Here is a 20,446-nt window from a genome sequence, read left to right as displayed (position 1 = left end):
TCTGCGCTTCTTCGGCGCGACGCGCATGTGCCGATCGCGATCGGCGCTTTCACCGCGTCCGGCCCCGCGACGACTCCGTGTACGGGCACGGGATCGGCCGGTAGCGTCCCAGGTATGAGCCGAGCGATCGTGGAGCTGTCGCATCCGGTCTCGGACGGCATGCTCACCTATCCGGGCCTGCCCGCACCACGCGTCACCACGGCCGTGGCGCGCGACCGATCGCCGCTGATCGACATGGCCTACGACATCGCACGCGTGGATATGGTCGGCCACACCGGGACCTACATCGACGCGCCTTACCATTTCCACGCCGAAGGCGCCGACATCGCCGAGTTGCCGTTGGAACGGCTGTTCAACGTGCCGATCGTCCTTATCCGCGCGCGGGGACTGCGCGCGGTGGGCCCCGACCTGCTCGGTGATCCCGCGCTCCTGTGGGGCAAGGCGGTGCTGGTGCACACCGGTTGGTCGTCCGAGTGGGGTTCGGCCGCGTACCGGGAGCCCGGGCATCCGTTCCTGATCGGTGAGGTCGCCGATGCGCTGGTCGCCGCCAATGTGGCGTTGGTGGGCATCGACTCGCTCGACGTCGACGACACGTCGTTGCCGACACGTCCGTGCCATCACACGCTGCTGGGCGCGGGAATCCCGATCATCGAGCAGATGACGAACCTGGACGCGCTCCCCGGCACCGGCGCCAGACTCGTCGCACTGCCTGCGCCGGTGCGCGGGATGGGCTCGTTTCCGCTGCGCGTCGTGGCGTGGTGGTGACATAGACGCTTTCGATCCCACGATCGGGGGCTCTTGCTCTGCCGAAGTTCCTCTCGCCGGCGGGGTTACGGTCGAGCGGTCCCGCCGGCGAGATCGGGCCCCTGGACCGACGAGGTGTAGTCGAGTGATTGCCGAAGACAGTGATCCGAACGGCGAGAAGCCGGAACCCCGCAGGAAGACGATCAGCAGTCCTTACATTCATCGGCTGCAACGTCGGCACTTCCTGCTATTCGATATTCTGCCGATTCTCGGCACGGCTTTTGCGTTCGCCTTTCTCCGGGTGCATCCGTTCGGCCTGACCGAATTCCTGCTGTTGTTCTCGATGTGGCTGGCCACCGGCCTCGGCGTGACCGTCGGCTACCACCGGCTGTTCACCCATCGCACGTTCACGGCGGCGCCGTGGGTCGCCGCGGTGCTGGCGGTGCTCGGCTCGATGGCCGGACAGGGCGGCGTGGTGTCCTGGGTGGCCCTGCATCGGCGGCATCACGAATACAGCGATCGCGAAGGAGATCCGCACTCGCCGAACCTTTCCGGCGGTGGTCTACGCGGAACGCTGCGCGGCCTGGCGCATTCGCATTTCCTGTGGATGCGTCGCCACGAGTACTCATCACCATCGCGGCCACGGACGTCTTCTCGGTCCGCGACGAGGACGAAACATTGTGCGCCACGGCACTTGTCACCATGCGCAACGTGAAACTGGTCAACTCGTGAACCAGGAGGAGTGGCCGTGACCACCGACAGCTTCGTGTTCGATCCGTTCGCCGCGGGCTTCGCCGAGAATCCCTATCCGCACTACGACCGGCTGCGGGCCGCCGCACCCGTGCACGAGCACCCGCTCGGATTCTGGATCGTGTCGAAGTACGAGGATGCCGCCGCGCTGCAGCGGTCGGCGCAGTCGGTCGACGAACAGGATCTGACCCGTCTGCCGACCTGGAAAAGCGACAGCGGCGAGCTCGGCAAGGAAAACCGCATGATGCGCGGACTGTCCATGCTGGACCGGAATCCGCCCGATCACACCCGCCTGCGCCGCCTCGTCGCCAAGGCGTTCACGCCCCGCGCGATCGAGGCGTTGCGGCCCAGGGCCGAGGCACTCATCGATGCCGCCCTGGACCGCATCGCCGAGGCGGGCACCGCGGATGTGGTCGCGGGACTGGCGTTCCCGGTGCCCTTCGCGATCATCTCCGAGATGCTGGGCGTCCCGGTGGTCGAGCACACCAGGCTGCGCGAACTCACCGCGATACTCGTGCTGGCGCTGGAACCACTGCCCGATCCCGCCTTGCAGGCCAAGGTCCGGTCCGCCAACCAGGAACTGTTCGCCATGGTCGGCGACCTGGTCCGCTGGAAACGCGCCGCACCCGGCGACGACCTGCTGAGCAGGCTCATCACCGCCGAACACGATGGCGATGTGCTGAGCGAGGATGAGCTGGTCGCCCAGGTCATGCTGCTCTACATCGCGGGCCACGAGACGACCGTGAACCACCTCGCGAACGGCATCCTCGCCCTGCTGCGCCACCCCGGGCAGGCAAGACGACTCCGGGAAGACCCCGCACTCGCCGAGAACGCCGTCGCCGAACTGCTCCGATACGACACCCCGGTGCAACTGATGCGCCGGATCACCGTGGAGTCCATGCCGATCGGCGGCTCGGTGATTCCGCCGGGCAGCCTGGTGCTCGCCTGCGTCGGCGCCGCCAATCGCGATCCCGAGTTCTGGGGCGTCGACGGCGACGAGCTGCGCCTCGACCGGCCGAACGCGCAGCAGCACCTTTCCTTCGGCGCGGGCATCCATCACTGCCTGGGCGCGGCGCTGGTCCGGCTCGAGGCACGGGCCGTCTTCACTCGCTTCGTGCGGCGGTTCCCCGAGGCGACTATCGACGAATTGCGCTGGAACGGACGGATCAACGTGCGTGGACCCGCGGAACTGTCGATTTCGGTGTAGCGCGATTTTTCGGAGCAGGACGAACTCATGCCCACGATAACGGTCGGTGGCGTGCCGATCGCCTATACCGATACCGGAGCGCCGCGCGACCGCCCGGAGGCGGCCACCGTGGTGTTCGGTCACGGATTGCTGTTCGGCGGCTGGATGTTCCAGCCGCAAATCGAGGTGTTGCGCGAGCACTACCGCTGTATCGCGATCGACTGGCGAGGCCAGGGCGCGACCCCGGCGACGGCCCACGGCTACGACATGGACACCCTCGCCGGTGACGCCGTCGCGGTGATCCGGCGACTCGGGATCGCTCCGGTGCACTGGGCCGGTCTGTCCATGGGCGGCTTCGTCGGGCAGCGGATCGCGGCGCGGCACGGCACGCTGCTGCGCTCACTGACGTTGCTGGACAGCAGCGCCGAGCCGGAGGACCCCGGCAAGATCGGGGAGTACAAGCGGCTCGCGCTCGCGTTGCGCCTGTTCGGCGCGAAACCGGTCCTGGGCCGGATCGAACCGCACCTTTTCGGTCCGAGTTTCCGCGCCGACCCCGCGAATCGACCCGTCATCGATGCGTGGGCCGCACGCCTGCGGCGCTGTGATCGTGCCGCCGTTCGCAGAGCAGTCCTCGGCGTGGCCGACCGGGCTTCGGTGGAACACGAGATCGCCGCCATCGCGGTGCCGACGCTTGTCGCCGTCGGCACCGACGACATTGCGACGCCGCCCGCGCGATCCGAGCGCATCGCCGCGTCGATCCCGGGCGCGCGCCTGCACACCATCGCGGATTGCGGTCACACCAGCAGCTTGGAACAACCCGCGGCGATCACCGCGTTGCTGCGGGAGTTCCTCGCCACCGTCGACGGATTCTGACGCACCGACAGGTCGGTGGTCACCAGCGAGAAACTCATAGCCGGAACGGCGGGACCGCGAGATCATCGCCGAAAAGGTCCGGGAGGTCGCGATCGACGCTGTCGGGGAAGCGCGCGGGGCGCTTCTCCAGGAAGGCGGTCACGCCTTCCCTGGCGTCGGCGCTCGCGCCTCGGTGGTAGATGCCGCGGGACTCGATGCGGTGCGCGATCATCGGATGCTCGGCGCCCAGGTTGCGCCACAGCATCTGCCGGGACAGGGCCACCGAGACCGGCGCGGAATGCTCGGTGACGCGGCGCGCGAGCGCACGCGCCTCGTCGAGCAGGGTGTCCGCCGGATGCAGCGCGGAGAACAATCCCGCTTCGCGGGCCTCGCTCGCGTCGACGAGGCGGCCCGAGTACACCCAGTCCAGTGCGGTCTGCATGGGGACCAGCCGGGGCAGGAACCAGCTGGAGCAGGACTCGGGAACGATGCCACGTCGATTGAAGACGAACCCGATGCGGGTGGTGTCGACGGCGATGCGGAAGTCCGCCGCGAGCGTCATGGTGATGCCGACGCCGACGGCGGGGCCGTTGACGGCGGCGATGATGGGCTTGCGCGATTCGAACATGCGCAGGACGACCTCGCCGCCGCTGTCCCGGAAGGACTCCGCGGCGTCCTGGTCGCCCGCGACGAAGGTCTCCGCACCCGCTGACAGGTCCGCGCCCGCGCAGAATGCGCGTCCGGCGCCCGTGATGATCACGGCGCGAACTCGATCGTCCCGGTCGCAGGTATCGAAGGCATCGATCAGCTCCGTGCCCATCGCGGTGGTGAACGCGTTGAGCTGCCGCGGGCGGTCGAGGGTGATGGTGGCGATGGCGTCGGAGACGTCCAGGCGAATATCGGCCATAACCAACAGCTTGCCATCACGCCGATTTCCGCGCTCTTGCAGGGGGTTCGGGTGACATTGGACGACCGGCGTATCGATTCGAAGGAGAATGACTGTTTACTTAGCGCTGCCCGTACGGTTAGCCTGTCGCCGTGTCTCGATTGGTCACGGCGCCTGGCTCCCCGTGTCGGGGTGACAGCGCGGACCAGTCGGACGGCGTTTCGCGCTGTCGTTCGACAACCCGGAGAAGAGGAGTGGGATGGAGATCAGCAACTCGGTCGCGGCCGTGACCGGTGGTGCGTCGGGACTGGGCTTGGCGACCGTGCGGGAGCTGCACGGCAAGGGAGCGAAGGTCGTGATCATCGACCTGCCGTCGTCCTCCGGCGAGGCCGTCGCCAAAGAACTCGGCGACGGCGTGGTCTTCGCGGCGGCGGACGTCACGAACGAGGAGCAGGTCACAGCGGCCCTCGACGCCGCGCAGGAGCTGGGCGATCTGCGGATCGCGGTCAACTGCGCGGGCATCGGCAACGCCATCAAGACCGTGGGCAAGAACGGGGCGTTCCCGCTGGCGGACTTCACCAAGGTCGTCAACGTCAACCTGATCGGCACCTTCAACGTGATCCGGCTGGCCGCCGAACGGATCGCGAAGACCGATCCGGTGGGTGAGGAGCGCGGTGTCATCATCAACACCGCGTCCGTGGCGGCCTTCGACGGCCAGATCGGGCAAGCGGCGTACTCGGCGTCCAAAGGTGGAATCGTCGGCCTGACCCTGCCGGTGGCGCGTGACCTCGCGGCCATCAAGATCCGGGTCGTGACCATCGCGCCAGGGTTGTTCCACACTCCGCTGTTCGCCACGCTGCCGGACGAGGCCATCGCGTCCCTCGGCGCTCAGGTCCCGCACCCCTCGCGCCTGGGCGACCCCAGCGAATACGCCGCGCTCGCGCGCCACATCGTGGAGAACCCGATGCTCAACGGCGAGACCATCCGTCTCGACGGCGCCATCCGGATGGCGCCCCGCTGAGGTGTGCCGGAGGGACTCCGAGTAGTGAGGACGGTGCGGGTGCCGGTTGTTTCGGCACCCGCACCATCCTTGCGCGGATCGGAGATCTAACGGGTTCGTCTGGGGCCGGGTGCGAGGCGGATACCGACGACGGTGATGACGGTGACCACCAGCACTGTCATCAGCCTCATGAGGTTCCAGACGGCCGGGTCGGGGGCCGGTTCGGCGGGTTGGATGTCCCGTCCGCGTGGCCGGTTCTGTTGGGCAGGGCGCGGCTCGGGTAGGGGACGTTCGGCCTGCGGCGGTATCGGTGTAGGGGCAGCTGCGGGAGCCGGAACGATAGGGAGTTCCGGGGCAGGCGGACCGAGTTGGAGGGGGCTCATGGGCGGGGGCGGGGTGGTGGGAAGCAGCAGAAGACACGTCAGCACTGCGCTGCCGGTAGCGGCACTGCCTGCGGCGGCGCTGCCCACGCCCGATCCACTCGATCCGGGGCCGATGAGACCAGGTACGAGGGAGCCGAAACCGCTGCCGGTCACGAGCCCGAGCAGGAGCAACGCGCTGCCCGTCACGGCGCTGCCGGTGCACGCCAGCTGGACGCTGCCGGTGTCGACTCCCGGCGTCGCGGCCGGTTGTTCCGCCGTGACGTCCGAGTGGGGCGCCGGGCGTGCCGCGCCGCCGGTTTCCGCATCGCCGGTGGCGAGCGGACCGCCGCGAGCGCCGGCGGTCCCGGCGCTGCCGGTGGCGACGAGGCCGGCGCTGCCGGAAGGCAGCCGAATCGGGCCGAGACTCAGGGACCCACCGGACGTCTCACCTTCGGCAGCGGCGCTACCGGACGATGTGGCGGGGCGGTCGCTGGAACCACCGCCCGCGAAGGCGCCCACCGGCTCGGATCCGGTCACCGCACTCCCGGTGGCGAGGTCGCCGAACGGCGGCCACGGCGGTGCCTCCGCCGAGGCTTCCAGCGGCTGGGCCAGGAGTGCCGCTATGGTCAGGGGCAGCATCGCAGCGGCCAATCCCTTGGCCATTCGCGGTGTTCGAGATGTGTTTCGCTCGCGTCGCATGTGCAGTCGCCTCGTCGTAGTCGGAACCGGCCGGAAGATCACGTCGTGTGCTGGTACCGGGACAGTGCGAGTTCGAAGGCCTCCTTCGGGACCACGTTCCCACCGGAGAACGGCTCGTCGAGGTTGTAGATCGCCCGGATCACCACGCCGACGATGGCGCCGAGCAGCGCGGTTGTCACGACGGTGCGCTTGGTGACCTGGACGCCGGAGAGGACCACGCTGAACAGCAGCAGGACCGTGCAGATCCACATGGCCAGGTAGAGGAAGCCGGGAACGCGGTAACCGGCGTCCAGCGCGCGATCGGCACGTGCCTGCGCCACCGCGTCGAGGCTGGTCAGCGCACTGGTGCGAAGTGTGTCTACCTCGGGATCGGCCGGATTCACCACGGCAACGGCGTCGCGCAGGGTATCGAGGGTGTCCTGGGTGGATTGACTGAGATGACCGTCGTCGGCCATCACGGCCCATTCCGCGGTGAGAACCTGCTCGGTGTAATCGCGCACCAGTCCTTGGATGCGCGTGTGGTCGGGTTCGGGCATCCCGTGCGCGGCCCAGTAGGTGTCGATGAGCGATTTGGCTTCGGCGATGGTGTGATTGCGCGCGTTGTCGTACTGCTGCCAGGCGATCACGACGATGAACGCCACCACCGCCATGAAGATCGTGTTGATCAAGTTGAGCACCAGCGCGCCGACGGTGTCGTCGTCGGTGTGCCGCCATGCCTTCGGATGTAGGCGATCCCCCGCCACGAAGACGACCACCGCGACCAGTGCGGTGAGAGCGGGCACGAGAAACTCGAAGGCCATGCGGGGACTCCATTCTGTCTGAGTGGTTCTCGCGACCGCCGCGTCGGCGACGTACCGCAGCGCTTGTCGCACTACGGATTCGATGAATTCCGGGCATCGCCGTGTCCGAGGTCGATCGATGCGCCTGCGCTCAGCGGTACTGCGGCGACCTGGTCATCCCGAGCGAATCATGCTCGGATCGGAAAGCTCTCAGCGCTGCCGACGAGACATCACGCGATCCCGCGAGCCGGTCGAGACGCTCAGCGGGTCGCGGCTACCAGGCGAGCCGGAATTGTCGCGGACAGGCGTTTCGATGGTCATGCGTGGCCCTCACCCCCGAGATGGATACCGAGACGATCGACGAGCACGCTGTCGATGGTCTGCGTCTGTTCGGATCTGATCAGTGGTGCACAGCAAAGCGATAACACGACACGACGCCGATACGGACCAGGCGCCGTCGAATTGTCCTATCCAGCAAATCGGTTCGGACGACACCGATGGTAGACCGCGAATACGCCTGCGCGTGGGAAATTTTCGGAATGCCTCGCCGCAATTCGTCCAGGACGCGGCGCGGACTGCTGCGGTCGGTCGCCCCGGACTACGGTGACCGGTGCCGACCCCGGGGCAGCGTTGTGCGAGGAAGTTGCTGCTGCGCAGCCGAAGGGTGCGTGATCCGCGACTTTGCCGATCACCGAACGATGCCGGCAAGCACCCCGTATCGGCTGCACGCCTGCTGGAGTCAGCGCAATAGTGACCGCTGTGCCGGGTCTGGTGGGCGTTGGGTTCGTCCGGTGCTTTTGTCGCGGTAGTCGCCGCCGTTCGGGGCTCGCATCGAAGCATGGGGTTAAGCCATTGGCACACAACAGGTCCCGGTCCGCAGTGGCTGGCCGACTCGGCCACCGCAGCACCTGCCGCGACGGCGGAACGGCTTCGGAAACGTTCATCCGCTGGTCGATAGCGTGGGAACATCAGGGGGTGCGGGATTCCGGCGTGTCCGTGTACGCTTGCACAGCTACCGATCGGCGTAACGGGAATGCTCCCGGGTCGCGGATCGCGCGTCCAGACAACAGAAGAGCCACAGATGACCAGATACGCGCATTATGTCGGCAGCCTGCCTGCCGAGCTGATGACGGGTGATCGTGCCGTCATGCAATGGTTTGCCGACCACAGCGAGGGACGGCCGGTGACCGCCGTGCCTTGCGATCTCGATCCGGACTGGATTCTCGACTATCTGCGCACGCGCAAGCAGCATGCCGACGTCTTCGAGATCGTCCGCCCCGGCGAGTACGCCGACTACAGCGACTTCCCCAGTTACGGCCTGAGATCCGGGCGCACGTTGGAGCCGCGGCACGTCTCGATGGACCGGGTCGAGCGGATCGGCCAGGTCGTGGACACGTTCGAATCGCTGCGGAGCGACCGTCCGGAGCTGGCCGGAACGAAAGTCCAGATCAGCCAACCCAGTCCGCTGGATCTGGCGATGTTCGTCTTCGCAGGCGCCGCGGTCTCCGGTGGGCTTCCCGTCTGGCCCGCCGTGCGGCGCTCCGGGCTCGTGGTCGGCGCGCTTCGGCAGCTGCCGGTGTTCACCGAAGCGGTGATTCAGGAGATGACCGAGGTCGTCGAACGGTACGGTGACCGCGTGGTCTGGCAGCTGGAGTCGCCGATCGCACTGCTGAGCATGGTCAAGGCCGAACGACTACGTTCGCAGTGGGTCCTGGCACCGCTCGTCGCGCGGCAACTCGCTGGTTTCCTCGGCCGGATGCACCGAATCGGCGCGGAAGCGATCGTGCACCTGTGCTACGGCGACTATCAGCACAAGAGCCTGCTCACCCCGCGCACCCTCACTCCGGCGGTGAAGCTGCTCGGCCGCACGGCACGGCTGCTGCGTGAACAGGGCACACCACTGCCGCCGGTGCACATCCCGTGCGCCTACGGCGCCGAGCCGGCGCCGCTGGACCCGCGGTTCTACGCACCACTGCGCAAACTCGATCCCGACTGGAAAGTGATCGCCGGTGTCGTCTCCCCGGACTCCGAAGAGGACAGCGCCCGCGCGCTCGCTCTCTTCGAGCAAGCCGCCGGACGCGAGGCCTACGGTGTCGCCACCGCCTGCGGACTCGGCCGATGCACGGTCGACGACGCGCGGCAGGCGGCCGCGACGACGGTTGGCCTGGCCGGCGGTGGGGGACCCGAACAGTGATCTGCCGTGCGGTAGCCGACCGCGCGTGACCGCAGGGGAGCGGCGACGCCCCCCAGGTGCGGAACACGACCCGGAGCCGATGCGCGGCGACCGGATCGTGCGCTCCCGACCAGCGCCTACAGCGTGCTTTCGTGCCGAAATTCGGCGAATTGCCTTGTCCCGACGTGCCTCTCGGCCGTATGTCGGCGCCGCCTTCGTCAGCGGAGGGATCGGAGCGTTGCTATGTTGCTAGCGTATGCGGGTCGCCGAGCTCTGGACGACAGGTCCCGGCAGGCACGTGTACCCGCTCACAGATCACTTTCGTCGAATTGCAGTTCCATTACCTGGAGTCACGTTCTTGACCACACCACAGTCCCCGATGGCCGCGCCGCACACCACTGGAACCGGAGCGTGCCCCGTCCAGCACGGACCCTTGACGGAAGCGGACGCCCCGCGCGTCCAGATGTATACGAAAGAGTTCGTCACCGACCCGCACCATGCCTACCGCGAGATGCGGAGCAAGCACGGCTCGCTGGTTCCGATCGAGCTGGCGCCCGGCGTTCCTGCCACCCTGGTGATCGGCTACCAGACCGCGGTGCGCATCCTCAGCGATCCCGACCATTTCCCGGCCGATCCGCGCACCTGGCAGAAGACCATTCCCGACGATTCTCCGGTGCGGCCGATGATGGAGTGGTATCCGGCGGCACGGTACAACACCGGACTCGCCCATGATCGCTACCGGCATGCTTCCGTCGACGCCATCGACGGGATCGATTTGTTCGACGTGCCTACCACGGTCGAACAGATCGCCGTCCCGTTGATCAATGCGTTCTGCGCGGACGGATCCGCCGATCTGGTCACCCAGTACGCGTTTCCGCTGGTCCTGGAAGTCCTCAACCAGATGGTCGGCTGCCCGGCCGAGATCGGCGAGCGAGTCGCCACCGGTATGGCCGCGCGCTTCGACACGGTGCGGGGGCCCGAGGGCATGAAGATGCTCAAGGATGCGCTGATGCAGCTGATCCGGCTCAAGCGCCAACATCCCGGCGACGACGTCACCTCGCGGCTGGCGCACCACTCGACCGAACTCGACGACATCGAGATCTTCGCCCAGCTGATGAGCTTCTACGGGGCCGGATTCGAGGCGCAGCGCAATCTGATCACCAACGCCGTGCTGCTGATGATCACCGACGACCGGTTCCGCTTCGGTGACGTCCTCGGACGGAACCTGTCCACCACCGACGCGCTCGACGAGGTCTTGTTCAACGATCCGCCGATGGCGAACTTCTGCACGACGTACCCGCGGCAGCCGATCATGGTCGACGGGGTCTGGTTGCCCGCGGACCAGCCGGTGGTCATCAGCCTCGCCGGGTGCAACAACGATCCTCAGATCCGTGGGACCGACGAGCCAGGTGGCAGTCGTATCGGCAATCGTTCCCATCTGGCGTGGAGTGCGGGTCCGCACGCGTGCCCGGCGAAATCCGTCGCCTACATGACGGTGCAGAACGCCATCGACCAGCTGTTCGACGCTCTGCCGGAAATCCAGTTGGGCAAGGCCGAACTGCAATGGCGGCCGGGACCGTTCCACCGGGCACTGATGGCCTTACCGGTCGTCTTCCCGAAATCCGCGCCGGTCCGCGTCATATAGGCCCGGCCGATAACGAATGTGTCTTCACCGGCTCGGGTCCATACTGGTGCTCGCCGGTGAAAGCGGCTGACATGCCCGGCGATATCGCCGGCGCGACAGGCGCAGCCATCGGTATACGGATGTTCGTCGGCACAGGGGCGGGACGGTACGCCAGCGGTGGTCAGCGGAATGAGCGGCGGCGAGTTGTACGCTCGCGTCCGGGGCGAGGAGACCGCGTCGCTGCGGTCGGCGGCTGGAAACGCCGTTCGATTCGTGGCGGCCGTGGCGGCTGTTGTCGTGGTCTGGGCTCGCGGGCCGCAGCTGCTGGCGGCCTGGGTGCCCGCGGTGGACCTGTCGACGTGGCGGCAGCTGGTGCTGTTTCCGCTGGCCGTGCTGGGGGTGGGGGCGTTCGCCGCCGGTGCGGAGGCCGTCACCGACGCATCGCAGGGGTTGCGGGCGCGATCGCTGCGGCGACGCGTGGACCGTGATCCCGATCAGATCGCCATGCTGGTGCCGCCGCTGGACACGCACATGGCCACGGTGCAGGAGGTCCGAAGTCACGGCGCGGCCGCGAGCCGACGGTTGCTCTGGGGCGTGGTGCCGGTCGCGCTGTTCGTCTTGGTCCTGGTCTACGGGGTGACCGTGGAGGAACCCGACGGAACGCAACGTCCGGCGCCGGAACTGGAGCCTGCCGTCCTCGGCCTGATGGTCCTGTCGGCGGCGGTATTGCTGGCATCGGTCGCGCTGCGGTGGCGGCGTTGGAATGCGAGCCGGACGGTCGAGAAGTGGTCGAAAGACCCCGCCTACAGCGCCAGGATCAGCCCGATCGGCCCGGACCCGACTTGGTCTCGCGCGAGCGAGATTCCGGCGCTCACCGTGCGGTTCACCACCCCGCCGCGGGGCGGGGGAGACCTTCGCGAGGTTTCGCCGCGGTCGAATGTGATCGGCGCGAAGCCGGTACAGATCGCCTATCTGCGCCTGTTCGACAATCGGGCGCGCGCCCGGGAATTCCTGCGCGGCGCGTGGCGCGAGTTCGGGTATGTGCATCTCCTGCGCAGCGCCGCGTCGGTGAGTCCGGAGGAGGTGCGAGACGTGCGCAGGCGCAATGCCTTCCGCACCATGTTCGTGGCGTCGCCGCGCATGTTGCGCGAAGAACTGGCGAAACACTCGGACGTACCGTTTCCACCCGGACGCAGGCGGCTGCTCGGGGTGACCGATCTGGCGGTCAAGGTCCGCGACCCCGCGGGCAGCTATCCCGTTCGCTCGATCCTCTGCCACGTCAGCTTCTGGCAGGCGGCGGTGGACACACTGCTGTCCCGGGTCGACTACGTCGTGCTCGACCTCGCCGGATACGTGCCGGCGAACGCGGGAACACGATTCGAGTTGCAACGTGTGATCGACCGCTTTCCCATTGCCGAAGTCATCTTCCTCTGCGACAAGCGGAGTGACCGGGCGTTCCTGAAAGCGCAAGTGCTCTATCACTGGTCGCGAATGGACAGCCGCTCACCGAATTCCGGCACCACCCCGCGGACGGCCCGGATCGCCGTGACCGACGGTCATCGGGCCGCCACCCGGTATCTGATGGCGGATCTGCAAGTCCGTGGTTGATGTCGCGAATGCGTGGTCGGGAATGGCGATCGGCGATGGTCGACTCGTAATTCTAAAGCAGCGCAAAAGGATTCGATACGGACCTGTCGCCTGTTACGCTTCGGCCATGTCGGTTCGAACGCGTCCCGCGGCCCGTGCGGCAGGCTGACGACTACCCCGGGCTGTTCCAGTCCGCGGACACGGCGTCGCTGTACGGCCAGAAGTTCTATCTTCGCGCCTACGGAGCTCGGCTTTGGCTGGCCGTGGTGGCGGCGGCGTGCGCGGCATTCACCATACGCGTCGGCGCTTCGGGCACCGATATCGCGGCCATCCTCACGGCGATGGCCTTCGTCGGAATCCTCGCGGTCGATGTGGGCGTTCTGCGCGGACGTCCGGGTAAGTCCTGGTACGAGGGTCGCGCGCTCGCCGAATCGGTGAAGACCTTGACCTGGAAGTACGCGGTACAGGGTGCGCCGTTCGTCGGGACGCTGTCTCCGGGCGAGGCCGATCGGATGTTGATCGAGCGACTCATGCTGCTGCGTCAGGATATCTCGGCGCTGGCGTTGCGGCCGACCACCGCCCCGGCCATCACCGATCGCATGCGGCGGCTGCGCTCCGCACCGTTCGACGAACGGCGCCGCGTCTACTTGAACGACCGCATCCGGGAACAGCAACGGTGGTACGCGGGAAAATCCGGATACCACCAGCGCAGGTCTCAGTTGTTCGGCACGCTGGCACTCGTTTTCGAGGTCGCGGGTGTCGCGGGAGCGCTGGCGAAGGCGTTCAACGCGGTGAACTTCGATCTCGCAGGCATTTTCGCGGCGGGGGTGGCGGGCCTGGCCGCCTGGTCGTCGGCCCGTCAGCACAGTACCGGCGCCGCCGCCTATGCCGTCGCCTCGAATGAATTGAGCATCGTCGCCGAGGTCTTGGAACAGAACGACACCGAAGCCGCTTGGGCCGACGCCGTATCCGACGCCGAGGAAGCGATCAGCCGCGAACACACGCTCTGGCGAGCCTCGCACGGCGAATGACCTGCGTGCACGACAGTGCCGCATCGATCGGACATCGGATGATCCGGCGTGGCTGCCGGATATGCCAGGCGTGGGCGCTTACCATGATCAAGCTGTGTGACGTGGCGGCGTCGCATGGCGAACGGGGAAGCGGCCCGTCCGGCGTGTTTCGTAGCGCCGGGCGGGCCGTTGCGTTCGGCCCGGCCTGCCTTCGGCCCGTGTGATCCGTCGCAGCGGCGACGGGCGCGGGGCTCGGATGTACCGCCCGCGTTTGCCGCCGAGCGGCGCGGGTAGGCAACGACGAATGGCATAGGTCTGGAGGTCGGAATATGGCATCGAACAATGGGGTCGGACAGTTGCGCAGCGTCGTGCTGGATTGCCCTCAGCCGCGCAAACTCGCCAGGTTCTATCAAGAGTTGCTCGGGGGAGATCTGCTCGAGGACGATGACGACGACTGGGTGGTGCTGGTCGAGGCATCAGGTCGGCGCATCGCGTTCCAAACGGCGCCCGCCTACCAGCCCCCGCGCTTCCCGGATCCCGAGGGGTCACAGCAAGTACATTTCGACGTCCTGGTGGACGATATCGAGCAAGCCGAGCCCGCTGTGCTCGCGTTGGGCGCGACACTCGTGCAGGACGAAACCGATGGAGCCTTCCGTGTTTATGCCGACCCGGTGGGGCATACGTTCTGCCTGGTGTTGCTCCCGGACGAGTAAAACTCCATCCGCGCCCGGTCCTGCCGCGCCGGAAGCGATCGCGCCATATGCGGCGGATGTCTTATCCGGGTGGCGGGCCGGGCCACGGCGGTACCGATCAGGCGGGCATGCTCCAGTTCATTCGGGCGGGGCCGGGTGCCGGATGTCATCGGCCACCGAACCGCCCGCTACATCGGCCGCCACACCGATTTCCTCCTCGTAGCGGTGCGCGGCGAGTACCTGGTCGCGGTCGTCGGTGATGTCCTGGAGCTTTCGGTCGTCCTCGGTGCCGGTGGCCTGGGTCTCCAGGACTCCGGCATCGGTGTCGGGCTCCTCTTCGGCGAGCCGGTCGCCGAGCGGTCGAGGATGAGATTGCTCCCACTGCGTCACGCCGTACTTCGTGACGCCGCTCCAGTGCTCCGGTGGGTCCATTCCGGCCTCGAGCGGGTCGGAACGCAGCCGATCCTCGTCCAGATCCTCGGCGCTGCTGAGGGCCGCCGCATCGGTCTCGACCGCGTCGGGCGCGCCGGTGTCCTGCGGCGGGTCGTATGTCTCGTTCGGTTCGGTCATCGCTGCCTCCTCTCCTGCATTCAGCGACTTCCCGCAACGGTGGTCGGCAAACCCCCGGGAAACGGATGGACGGCGTCCGCGACCGGCTGCGGGCCGTGCGCCGGAGCCCGGGGTCGCGGTCGGGGTGGGCGCGACCGTCACCGTCGGGTGAACACGCCGAGGTGTTCGGTGTCGTAGTACTCGAGGGTGAGTTTGTCGCCGTCGAACCTCGCCTGGGAGACCGATCCGTGCGGGGCGTTCTCGCCGGGAGGCGTGAAGACGAAAGTGTCGCCGTTCCAGTGCTTCAAGGGGAAGGTCATGTTGTTCGGGCCCAGGGTGAGCGTGAGGAATTGATCGGTGGCGCTGATCGTCGCCGGTCCGTAGTAGGCGTTGTCGTAGGTACCCGCGTATGCCGCCGCCGGTCGCGCGGGTGCGGGGTCGGGGGGCGGCTGTTTGCCCGCCAGCGCCCCGGCCGGTGCTCCGAGCGGCTGGAACGCCGTTCGATACAGAGTGCGCCAGTCCTGCTGGACCTCCCCGAACTGCACCAGGTCGGCGAACTCCGCGTTCAGCGTCTCCGGCACGCCGATCGGGGCCGCGTTGGTGAGCGTCACGATGCCGACGTCGGCCGAGGGGATCAGGGTGAACGCGGTGGCCGCGCCGAGGCCGAACGCTCCCGAGTGACCGAGCACGACGCGGCCCGCGGCGGAATCACTCACATTGAAGCCGAATCCGTAGAACCCGGCCCGCGCGTCCGGCGTTTTCGGTGGCGCCGACACGGCTTGCGGAGAGATTGCGGGCAGCAGATCCTCCGATGGCACCAGGACCGAGCCTCCGGCGGAGCCGTCGGCGAGCACCATCGTCATCCATTTGGCCATGTCGGTCACCGAGGAGCTGACACCTCCCGCCGGGGACTGCGCGTCCGGTTGGCGCTGTGGGTTCGCCGGCTCGTACTTCCCCTCGATCAGCACGTGCCCCTCCGCGCGGTTCGCGCGCGACACGAAGTCGGTGTAGCGGGAACTGGTCGAATTCATGCCGAGGGGACCGTAGATGGTCTGTGCGGACAACGTCTCCCAATCGGTTCCCGCCGCGGTGGCCACGGCGACGGCGGCCGCGGTCAGCCCGAAATTGGTGTACTCGTAGGAATCGCGGAACGTGCCCAGCGGCAACAGCCGAAGCCGGTCGAGAATTTGACCGCGGTCGTAGCCGAGATCCTCCAGCAGGTCGCCCGCGTGATCGGGCAGTCCGGAGCGATGCGCGTACAGATCCCCGATCGTGACGTGCTCGGTGACGTAGGGATCGGCGAGGGCGAAGGACGGTAGCAGCCGGTGCACCGGAGTGTCCCATTCGACGCCTCCCGCGGCGATCCGGCGGGCGACGACCGTGGCCCCGACCGGCTTGGACAACGACGCCAGCTGGAAGACCGTATCCGGGTCGACCTTCTCGTCGGTGACGACGTTGCGGACGCCGAATCCCTTGCTGTACACGACCTTTCCGCCGTGAACGACGGCGACCGCCATGCCGGGAACCCCGGAGGAGGCGAACAGGTCTTCCGCGAGCCGGTCCAGCTCGCCCAGGGCATCGTCGATCCGGCCGTCCGGTATCGGCACACCGGCGATCCGGTTGGGCAGCACCGCGGAACTGGACGGTGCTCCCGCTCGCGTGGAGTCCGCTCCGTCGCCGCCGCACCCCGCTATCGCGAGGATAAGGACCGTCGCCATCGCCACGGGGCCGAGCAACATGCGCCGCAGTGTGCTCACGGATCGCCTCCTGGCTGTCGCAGCGACAAAAGACCAGATAAAGGCTAGTTGAGGCGAGATTGCTGCGCGGTCGGTTCGGGTTTTCGCGGCGACGGGCCCCGCACTCGCCCGCCGCCGTCGAATTCCGGCAGATCAGACCGGCGGCGGAGCTATCCGGCGGCGGGCGTCTCCCGGATCTCCACGATCGGAAGCACCAGCGCCGCGGGCGAAGTCGCCGGAACCGCCGGATTCACCGGTGCGATGGGAGCGATACGCCGGTATCCCGTGCCCACCGGTGGGCGGGCGTCCACCTCGCCCTTGTTCGGCCAGTACGCCGCCGCCCGCTCGGCCTGCGCGGTGATCGTCAGCGACGGGTTGACGCCCAGGTTCGCCGAGACCGCCGCCCCGTCGACGACGCTGAGCGTCGGGTAGCCGTACACGCGGTGGTAGCCGTCGATCACACCGTGCTCGGCATCGGCCCCGATCGCCGCGCCGCCCAGGAAATGGGCCGTGAGCGGGATGTTGAAGATCTCCCCCCAGCTACCGCCCGCGATGCCGCCGATCTTCTCCGCGACCCGCCTGGTGACGTCGTTGCCCACCGGAATCCAGGTCGGATTGGGTTCGCCGTGGCCCTGTTTGCTGGTCAGCTTGCGGCCGAACAGGCCGCGTTTGGTGTAGGTGGTGATCGAATTGTCCAAGTGCTGCATGACCAGCGAGATGATGGTCCGCTCACTCCAGTTCTTCGTGCTCAAGAAGCTGAGCAGGTTCATCGGGTGCCGCAGCACCAGGCCGAGGAAGCGCAGCCAGCGCGGGATCCGGCCACCACCGTCGACCATGAGCGTCTGCAGCAGCCCCATCGAGTTGGAGCCCTTGCCGTAGCGGACCGGCTCTATGTGCGTGTCGGGAGTGGGATGAATGGACGAGGTGATCGCGACGCCCTTGGTGAAGTCGGTGCCGGGGCGCACCTGCTTGGTCGCGGCGCCGACGATCGACTCCGAGTTGGTGCGCGTGAGCACGCCGAGCCGATCGGACAGGTTCGGCAGCACACCCTTGTCGCGCATGGCGAACAGCAATTTCTGGGTACCGCGCGTGCCCGCCGCGAGCACGACGTGCGCGGCGGTGAGCGTGCGAGGTTGCTTGCGAATCCAGGCGCCGGTACGAGCGGTGGACACGTCCCACGTGCCGTCCGGGTGCGGACGCAGTTCGGTGACCGTCGTCATCGGGATGACTTCGGCGCCCGCCTGCTCGGCCAGGTACAGGTAGTTCTTCACGAGCGTGTTCTTCGCGCCGTACTTGCAGCCCACCATGCAGTCGCCGCATTCGACGCACCCGGTGCGCTCCGGCCCGACGCCGCCGAAGTAGGGGTCGGGCACGGTCTTGCCCGGCTCGCCGAAGAACACGCCGACCGGCGTCTGCACGAAGGTGTCGCCGACACCCATGTCGTCGGCGACGGCCTTGAAGACCTCGTCGGCGGGCGTCATGTGCGGGTTCCGCACCACGCCGAGCATCTGCTGCGCCCGCTCGTAGTACGGGGTGAGTTCGTCGCGCCAGTCGGTGATGTCACGCCACTGCGGGTCGCGGAAGAACGGCTCCGGCGGCACGTACAAAGTGTTCGCGTAATTCAGCGATCCACCCCCGACGCCAGCGCCGCCGAGGATGAGGACGTTGCGCAGCGGATGGATGCGCTGGATTCCGTAGCAGCCGAGTGCGGGCGCCCAGAGGAACTTCTTCAGCTCCCAGCTGGTCTTGGGCAGTTCGTCGTCGGCGAAGCGCCGGCCCGCCTCCAGTACGCCGACCTTGTACCCCTTCTCCACCAGTCGAAGCGCGGTGACGCTGCCGCCGAACCCGGAACCGACGATCAGCACGTCGAAATCCGTCGTCCGCTGGTCCATGTGGAACTCCTCGATCGTGTCGCCAGTGACTCGGCTAACACTACTCCCGGGTAAGTAACGGTTCGCAAGTCGGCTCGAACCAGCCGATCACTCCGGTGATCAGCGGTGCCGGTGGTCGCCCGCCCCGGTTAAAGAGCGATGCTCTCAATAGTTGACAACGCTCTCGGATGCGCGCATCGTTTCTGTTATGCCGCCGACACCCCGCGCCCGCGCCAGGGCCCAGACCATGAACGACATCGTCCGGATCGGGCGCGAACACCTGGCGACCGAAGGCGCCGCCGCCTTGTCCCTGCGCGCGGTCGCGCGTGACCTCGGCGTGGTCTCCTCGGCTGTCTACCGGTATGTCCGCAGTCGCGACGAGCTGCTGACCCTGCTCGTCGTGGACGGCTACAACGCCCTCGGCGACGCGGTCGACGAGGCGCTGGCCGAGGCCGGGGACGATCCGATCGACGGGCTGCGGGTTCTGGGTCGCACGGTGCGGCGTTGGGCACTGGCCGAACCCGCTCGCTACGGGTTGTTGTTCGGTACGCCGGTTCCCGGCTACGACGCACCCGCCACCGAGACCACCGCGCCGGGCACCCGGGTGATCGCCGCGCTGCTCACCCTGTTCGCTCAGGCCCATCGTGCCGGCCGACTGGCCGCACCCGGTAAGGAGCCGCGGATCTCCGCGCCTCTCGCGGGCAGCTTCGCGGTGATCCGCGACGAGTTCCCGCTCGAGGTGCCCGACTGGCTGGTCGTCCGCGGCGTAACGTTCTGGGTCGGCCTGTTCGGGGCGGTGAGCGCGGACGTCTTCGACATGTACGGCACCAACACTTTCGCCGACCGCGACGAATTGTTCGAACTCCAGCTCGACGGACTGCTGGACATGCTCGGTTACCGCGGGTGACCACCCGCGGTGACCGGGCGGCCCGGCACTGTTCATGGCACGGTGTGCTGCGATGGAACTCGTGACGATGCCCGGCGAACAGTTCCCCGCACACGACGCGATCGCATGGGCGCACCGGATGGGTGCGCGCATTCCACTGGTCAATGCGCCGATGGGGGGTGTGGCGGGCGGACGGCTCGCCGCGGCGGTGACCGCGGCCGGCGGGCTCGGGATGATCGGGATGGGCAGTGCCGGATCGGTCCGGGCGCTGCAGCGGGAATTGCCGCACCTGCGTGGCATCGACGGCCCGTTCGGCATCGGCCTGGTCGATTGGGTGGTCGCCGGGGAGCCGCGACTGCTCGAGGTCGCGATCGAGGCGCGTCCCGCACTGATCTCGGTGAGCTTCGGGGAAGACTTGGGCTGGGCCGCCCGAGTCGCGGACGCCGGGATCGTCCCGGCCACTCAGGTGTACAGCGGGCAGGACGCGCGGCGTGCGCAAGCTGCCGGTGTCGGCGTCCTCGTGGCCCGCGGCGTGGAGGGTGGTGGGCATGGCGCCGTGAACGCGTCGCTGCTGCCGCTGCTGGAAGAGGTGCTGGACGCGGTAACGGTCCCGGTGCTCGCGGCGGGCGGCATCGGCGCACCGGGGGATCTCGCCGCCGTGCTGCGCGCCGGGGCCAGTGGCGCATGGCTCGGCACCTGCCTGGCGGCCTCCTCGGAATCGCTGCTGTCGGATGCGGGCCGTCGTGCTCTGATCGAGGCACGCGGCGACGACGCGGTGCTCACCCGCGCGTACGACGTGGGAATGGAATTGCCTTGGCCCGCCAGGTTTCCCGCGCGGGTGCTGCGCACCGGGTTCACCGACCGGTGGACCGGGCGAGAAGAAGAGCTCGCCATGGACGCGGCGGCCAAGCGCGCTCTCACCGCGGCGCTCGCCGCTGACGATCCCGCCGTCGCGCCGATCGACGCGGGGCAGGGGGTCGGCCTGATCACCGCCGTGGAACCGGCCGCGCGCGTGCTGGAGCGGCTGTGGGCGGGGGCGACCGGATCGGTCGTGAGCTGA

At 67.9% G+C, this 20,446-nt stretch carries 18 protein-coding genes; 12 read left to right on the top strand and 6 right to left on the bottom strand.

Annotated elements, in window-relative coordinates; all coding sequences use genetic code 11:
* The first annotated feature begins 114 nt into the window (after positions 1 to 114).
* The 4 genes from ACIHAX_RS15505 (at position 115) to ACIHAX_RS15490 (ending at position 3,553) form a co-directional block, all read left to right on the top strand.
* A complete protein-coding gene (locus ACIHAX_RS15505) occupies positions 115 to 765 on the top strand; it encodes a cyclase family protein (protein WP_397278004.1) in 651 nt (216 codons plus the stop codon).
* A 124-nt stretch (positions 766 to 889) separates the two neighbouring features.
* The gene (locus ACIHAX_RS15500) at positions 890 to 1,459 is read left to right on the top strand and encodes a fatty acid desaturase (protein WP_397278002.1); all 570 of its coding nucleotides are present in this window, start codon (positions 890 to 892) and stop codon (positions 1,457 to 1,459) included.
* 33 nt (positions 1,460 to 1,492) lie between these two features.
* Positions 1,493 to 2,701: a cytochrome P450 gene (locus ACIHAX_RS15495; RefSeq protein WP_397278000.1), complete on the top strand. Its 1,209-nt coding sequence runs from the start codon at positions 1,493 to 1,495 to the stop codon at positions 2,699 to 2,701.
* Between the two features lie 27 nt (positions 2,702 to 2,728).
* Positions 2,729 to 3,553: an alpha/beta fold hydrolase gene (locus ACIHAX_RS15490; protein WP_397277998.1), complete on the top strand. Its 825-nt coding sequence runs from the start codon at positions 2,729 to 2,731 to the stop codon at positions 3,551 to 3,553.
* A 34-nt stretch (positions 3,554 to 3,587) separates the two neighbouring features.
* On the opposite strand, the gene ACIHAX_RS15485 is transcribed toward ACIHAX_RS15490, so the two are convergent.
* Positions 3,588 to 4,439: a crotonase/enoyl-CoA hydratase family protein gene (locus ACIHAX_RS15485; protein ID WP_397277996.1), complete on the bottom strand. Its 852-nt coding sequence runs from the start codon at positions 4,437 to 4,439 to the stop codon at positions 3,588 to 3,590.
* A gap of 238 nt (positions 4,440 to 4,677) precedes the next feature.
* Between ACIHAX_RS15485 and ACIHAX_RS15480 the strand changes: the two genes are divergently transcribed.
* Complete coding sequence (locus ACIHAX_RS15480) at positions 4,678 to 5,439, top strand: 3-hydroxyacyl-CoA dehydrogenase (RefSeq protein ID WP_355074129.1); 762 nt, start codon at positions 4,678 to 4,680, stop codon at positions 5,437 to 5,439.
* Between the two features lie 86 nt (positions 5,440 to 5,525).
* On the opposite strand, the gene ACIHAX_RS15475 is transcribed toward ACIHAX_RS15480, so the two are convergent.
* Together ACIHAX_RS15475 and ACIHAX_RS15470 are read right to left on the bottom strand one after the other, a co-directional pair.
* Positions 5,526 to 6,419 (bottom strand): hypothetical protein, encoded by an 894-nt coding sequence (locus tag ACIHAX_RS15475; RefSeq protein WP_397277994.1) that lies wholly within the window; start codon positions 6,417 to 6,419, stop codon positions 5,526 to 5,528.
* A gap of 98 nt (positions 6,420 to 6,517) precedes the next feature.
* Entirely contained in the window at positions 6,518 to 7,279 is a 762-nt protein-coding gene (locus ACIHAX_RS15470) for a DUF4239 domain-containing protein (protein WP_397277992.1), read from the bottom strand.
* Positions 7,280 to 8,339: 1,060 nt separating this feature from the next.
* Here ACIHAX_RS15470 and ACIHAX_RS15465 point away from each other — a divergent pair.
* The 5 genes from ACIHAX_RS15465 (at position 8,340) to ACIHAX_RS15445 (ending at position 14,365) form a co-directional block, all read left to right on the top strand.
* A complete protein-coding gene (locus ACIHAX_RS15465; RefSeq protein WP_355074125.1) occupies positions 8,340 to 9,452 on the top strand; it encodes a hypothetical protein in 1,113 nt (370 codons plus the stop codon).
* Between the two features lie 358 nt (positions 9,453 to 9,810).
* Positions 9,811 to 11,076 (top strand): cytochrome P450, encoded by a 1,266-nt coding sequence (locus ACIHAX_RS15460; protein ID WP_355074441.1) that lies wholly within the window; start codon positions 9,811 to 9,813, stop codon positions 11,074 to 11,076.
* 168 nt (positions 11,077 to 11,244) lie between these two features.
* Positions 11,245 to 12,663 carry a hypothetical protein gene (locus ACIHAX_RS15455; protein WP_364426609.1) on the top strand — a complete coding sequence of 473 codons (1,419 nt, stop codon included), beginning with the start codon at positions 11,245 to 11,247 and terminating at the stop codon, positions 12,661 to 12,663.
* A 134-nt stretch (positions 12,664 to 12,797) separates the two neighbouring features.
* Positions 12,798 to 13,673 (top strand): DUF4231 domain-containing protein, encoded by an 876-nt coding sequence (locus ACIHAX_RS15450; protein ID WP_364426605.1) that lies wholly within the window; start codon positions 12,798 to 12,800, stop codon positions 13,671 to 13,673.
* A 308-nt stretch (positions 13,674 to 13,981) separates the two neighbouring features.
* Positions 13,982 to 14,365, top strand: coding sequence for a VOC family protein (locus ACIHAX_RS15445; protein WP_364426602.1), 384 nt, complete (start codon positions 13,982 to 13,984; stop codon positions 14,363 to 14,365).
* A 117-nt stretch (positions 14,366 to 14,482) separates the two neighbouring features.
* Here the strand turns inward: ACIHAX_RS15445 and ACIHAX_RS15440 are convergent, their stop codons facing one another.
* The 3 genes from ACIHAX_RS15440 to ACIHAX_RS15430 all read right to left on the bottom strand — a co-directional run bounded on the left by ACIHAX_RS15440 (position 14,483) and on the right by ACIHAX_RS15430 (position 18,521).
* Positions 14,483 to 14,914 (bottom strand): hypothetical protein, encoded by a 432-nt coding sequence (locus ACIHAX_RS15440; RefSeq protein WP_364426599.1) that lies wholly within the window; start codon positions 14,912 to 14,914, stop codon positions 14,483 to 14,485.
* 137 nt (positions 14,915 to 15,051) lie between these two features.
* Positions 15,052 to 16,632 (bottom strand): serine hydrolase, encoded by a 1,581-nt coding sequence (locus ACIHAX_RS15435; RefSeq protein ID WP_397278081.1) that lies wholly within the window; start codon positions 16,630 to 16,632, stop codon positions 15,052 to 15,054.
* Positions 16,633 to 16,799: 167 nt separating this feature from the next.
* The gene (locus ACIHAX_RS15430; protein WP_397277988.1) at positions 16,800 to 18,521 is read right to left on the bottom strand and encodes a GMC oxidoreductase; all 1,722 of its coding nucleotides are present in this window, start codon (positions 18,519 to 18,521) and stop codon (positions 16,800 to 16,802) included.
* Positions 18,522 to 18,708: 187 nt separating this feature from the next.
* Between ACIHAX_RS15430 and ACIHAX_RS15425 the strand changes: the two genes are divergently transcribed.
* Both ACIHAX_RS15425 and ACIHAX_RS15420 read left to right on the top strand, forming a co-directional pair.
* Positions 18,709 to 19,407 carry a TetR/AcrR family transcriptional regulator gene (locus ACIHAX_RS15425; protein ID WP_397277986.1) on the top strand — a complete coding sequence of 233 codons (699 nt, stop codon included), beginning with the start codon at positions 18,709 to 18,711 and terminating at the stop codon, positions 19,405 to 19,407.
* Positions 19,408 to 19,459: 52 nt separating this feature from the next.
* Positions 19,460 to 20,446, top strand: a complete 987-nt coding sequence (locus tag ACIHAX_RS15420; protein WP_397277984.1) for an NAD(P)H-dependent flavin oxidoreductase — start codon at positions 19,460 to 19,462, stop codon at positions 20,444 to 20,446.

It is taken from the genome of Nocardia sp. NPDC051929, assembly GCF_044548645.1.
Taxonomy (GTDB): domain Bacteria; phylum Actinomycetota; class Actinomycetes; order Mycobacteriales; family Mycobacteriaceae; genus Nocardia; species Nocardia sichangensis.
The sequence above is the reverse complement of the archived record's forward strand: the minus strand, read 5'-3'. Positions and strand labels throughout refer to the sequence as shown.

Excerpts from the sequence above, each read along its gene's own strand:
- ACIHAX_RS15440 (WP_364426599.1), bottom strand. The coding sequence starts at position 14,914 with ATGACCGAACCGAACGAGACATACGACCCGCCGCAGGACACCGGCGCG.
- ACIHAX_RS15470 (WP_397277992.1), bottom strand. The coding sequence starts at position 7,279 with ATGGCCTTCGAGTTTCTCGTGCCCGCTCTCACCGCACTGGTCGCGGTG.
- ACIHAX_RS15425 (WP_397277986.1), top strand. The coding sequence starts at position 18,709 with ATGCCGCCGACACCCCGCGCCCGCGCCAGGGCCCAGACCATGAACGAC.
- ACIHAX_RS15455 (WP_364426609.1), top strand. The coding sequence starts at position 11,245 with ATGAGCGGCGGCGAGTTGTACGCTCGCGTCCGGGGCGAGGAGACCGCG.
- ACIHAX_RS15485 (WP_397277996.1), bottom strand. The coding sequence starts at position 4,439 with ATGGCCGATATTCGCCTGGACGTCTCCGACGCCATCGCCACCATCACC.
- ACIHAX_RS15490 (WP_397277998.1), top strand. The coding sequence starts at position 2,729 with ATGCCCACGATAACGGTCGGTGGCGTGCCGATCGCCTATACCGATACC.
- ACIHAX_RS15460 (WP_355074441.1), top strand. The coding sequence starts at position 9,811 with ATGGCCGCGCCGCACACCACTGGAACCGGAGCGTGCCCCGTCCAGCAC.
- ACIHAX_RS15475 (WP_397277994.1), bottom strand. The coding sequence starts at position 6,419 with ATGCTGCCCCTGACCATAGCGGCACTCCTGGCCCAGCCGCTGGAAGCC.
- ACIHAX_RS15465 (WP_355074125.1), top strand. The coding sequence starts at position 8,340 with ATGACCAGATACGCGCATTATGTCGGCAGCCTGCCTGCCGAGCTGATG.
- ACIHAX_RS15435 (WP_397278081.1), bottom strand. The coding sequence starts at position 16,632 with ATGTTGCTCGGCCCCGTGGCGATGGCGACGGTCCTTATCCTCGCGATA.
- ACIHAX_RS15430 (WP_397277988.1), bottom strand. The coding sequence starts at position 18,521 with ATGGACCAGCGGACGACGGATTTCGACGTGCTGATCGTCGGTTCCGGG.
- ACIHAX_RS15480 (WP_355074129.1), top strand. The coding sequence starts at position 4,678 with ATGGAGATCAGCAACTCGGTCGCGGCCGTGACCGGTGGTGCGTCGGGA.
- ACIHAX_RS15420 (WP_397277984.1), top strand. The coding sequence starts at position 19,460 with ATGGAACTCGTGACGATGCCCGGCGAACAGTTCCCCGCACACGACGCG.
- ACIHAX_RS15445 (WP_364426602.1), top strand. The coding sequence starts at position 13,982 with ATGGCATCGAACAATGGGGTCGGACAGTTGCGCAGCGTCGTGCTGGAT.
- ACIHAX_RS15505 (WP_397278004.1), top strand. The coding sequence starts at position 115 with ATGAGCCGAGCGATCGTGGAGCTGTCGCATCCGGTCTCGGACGGCATG.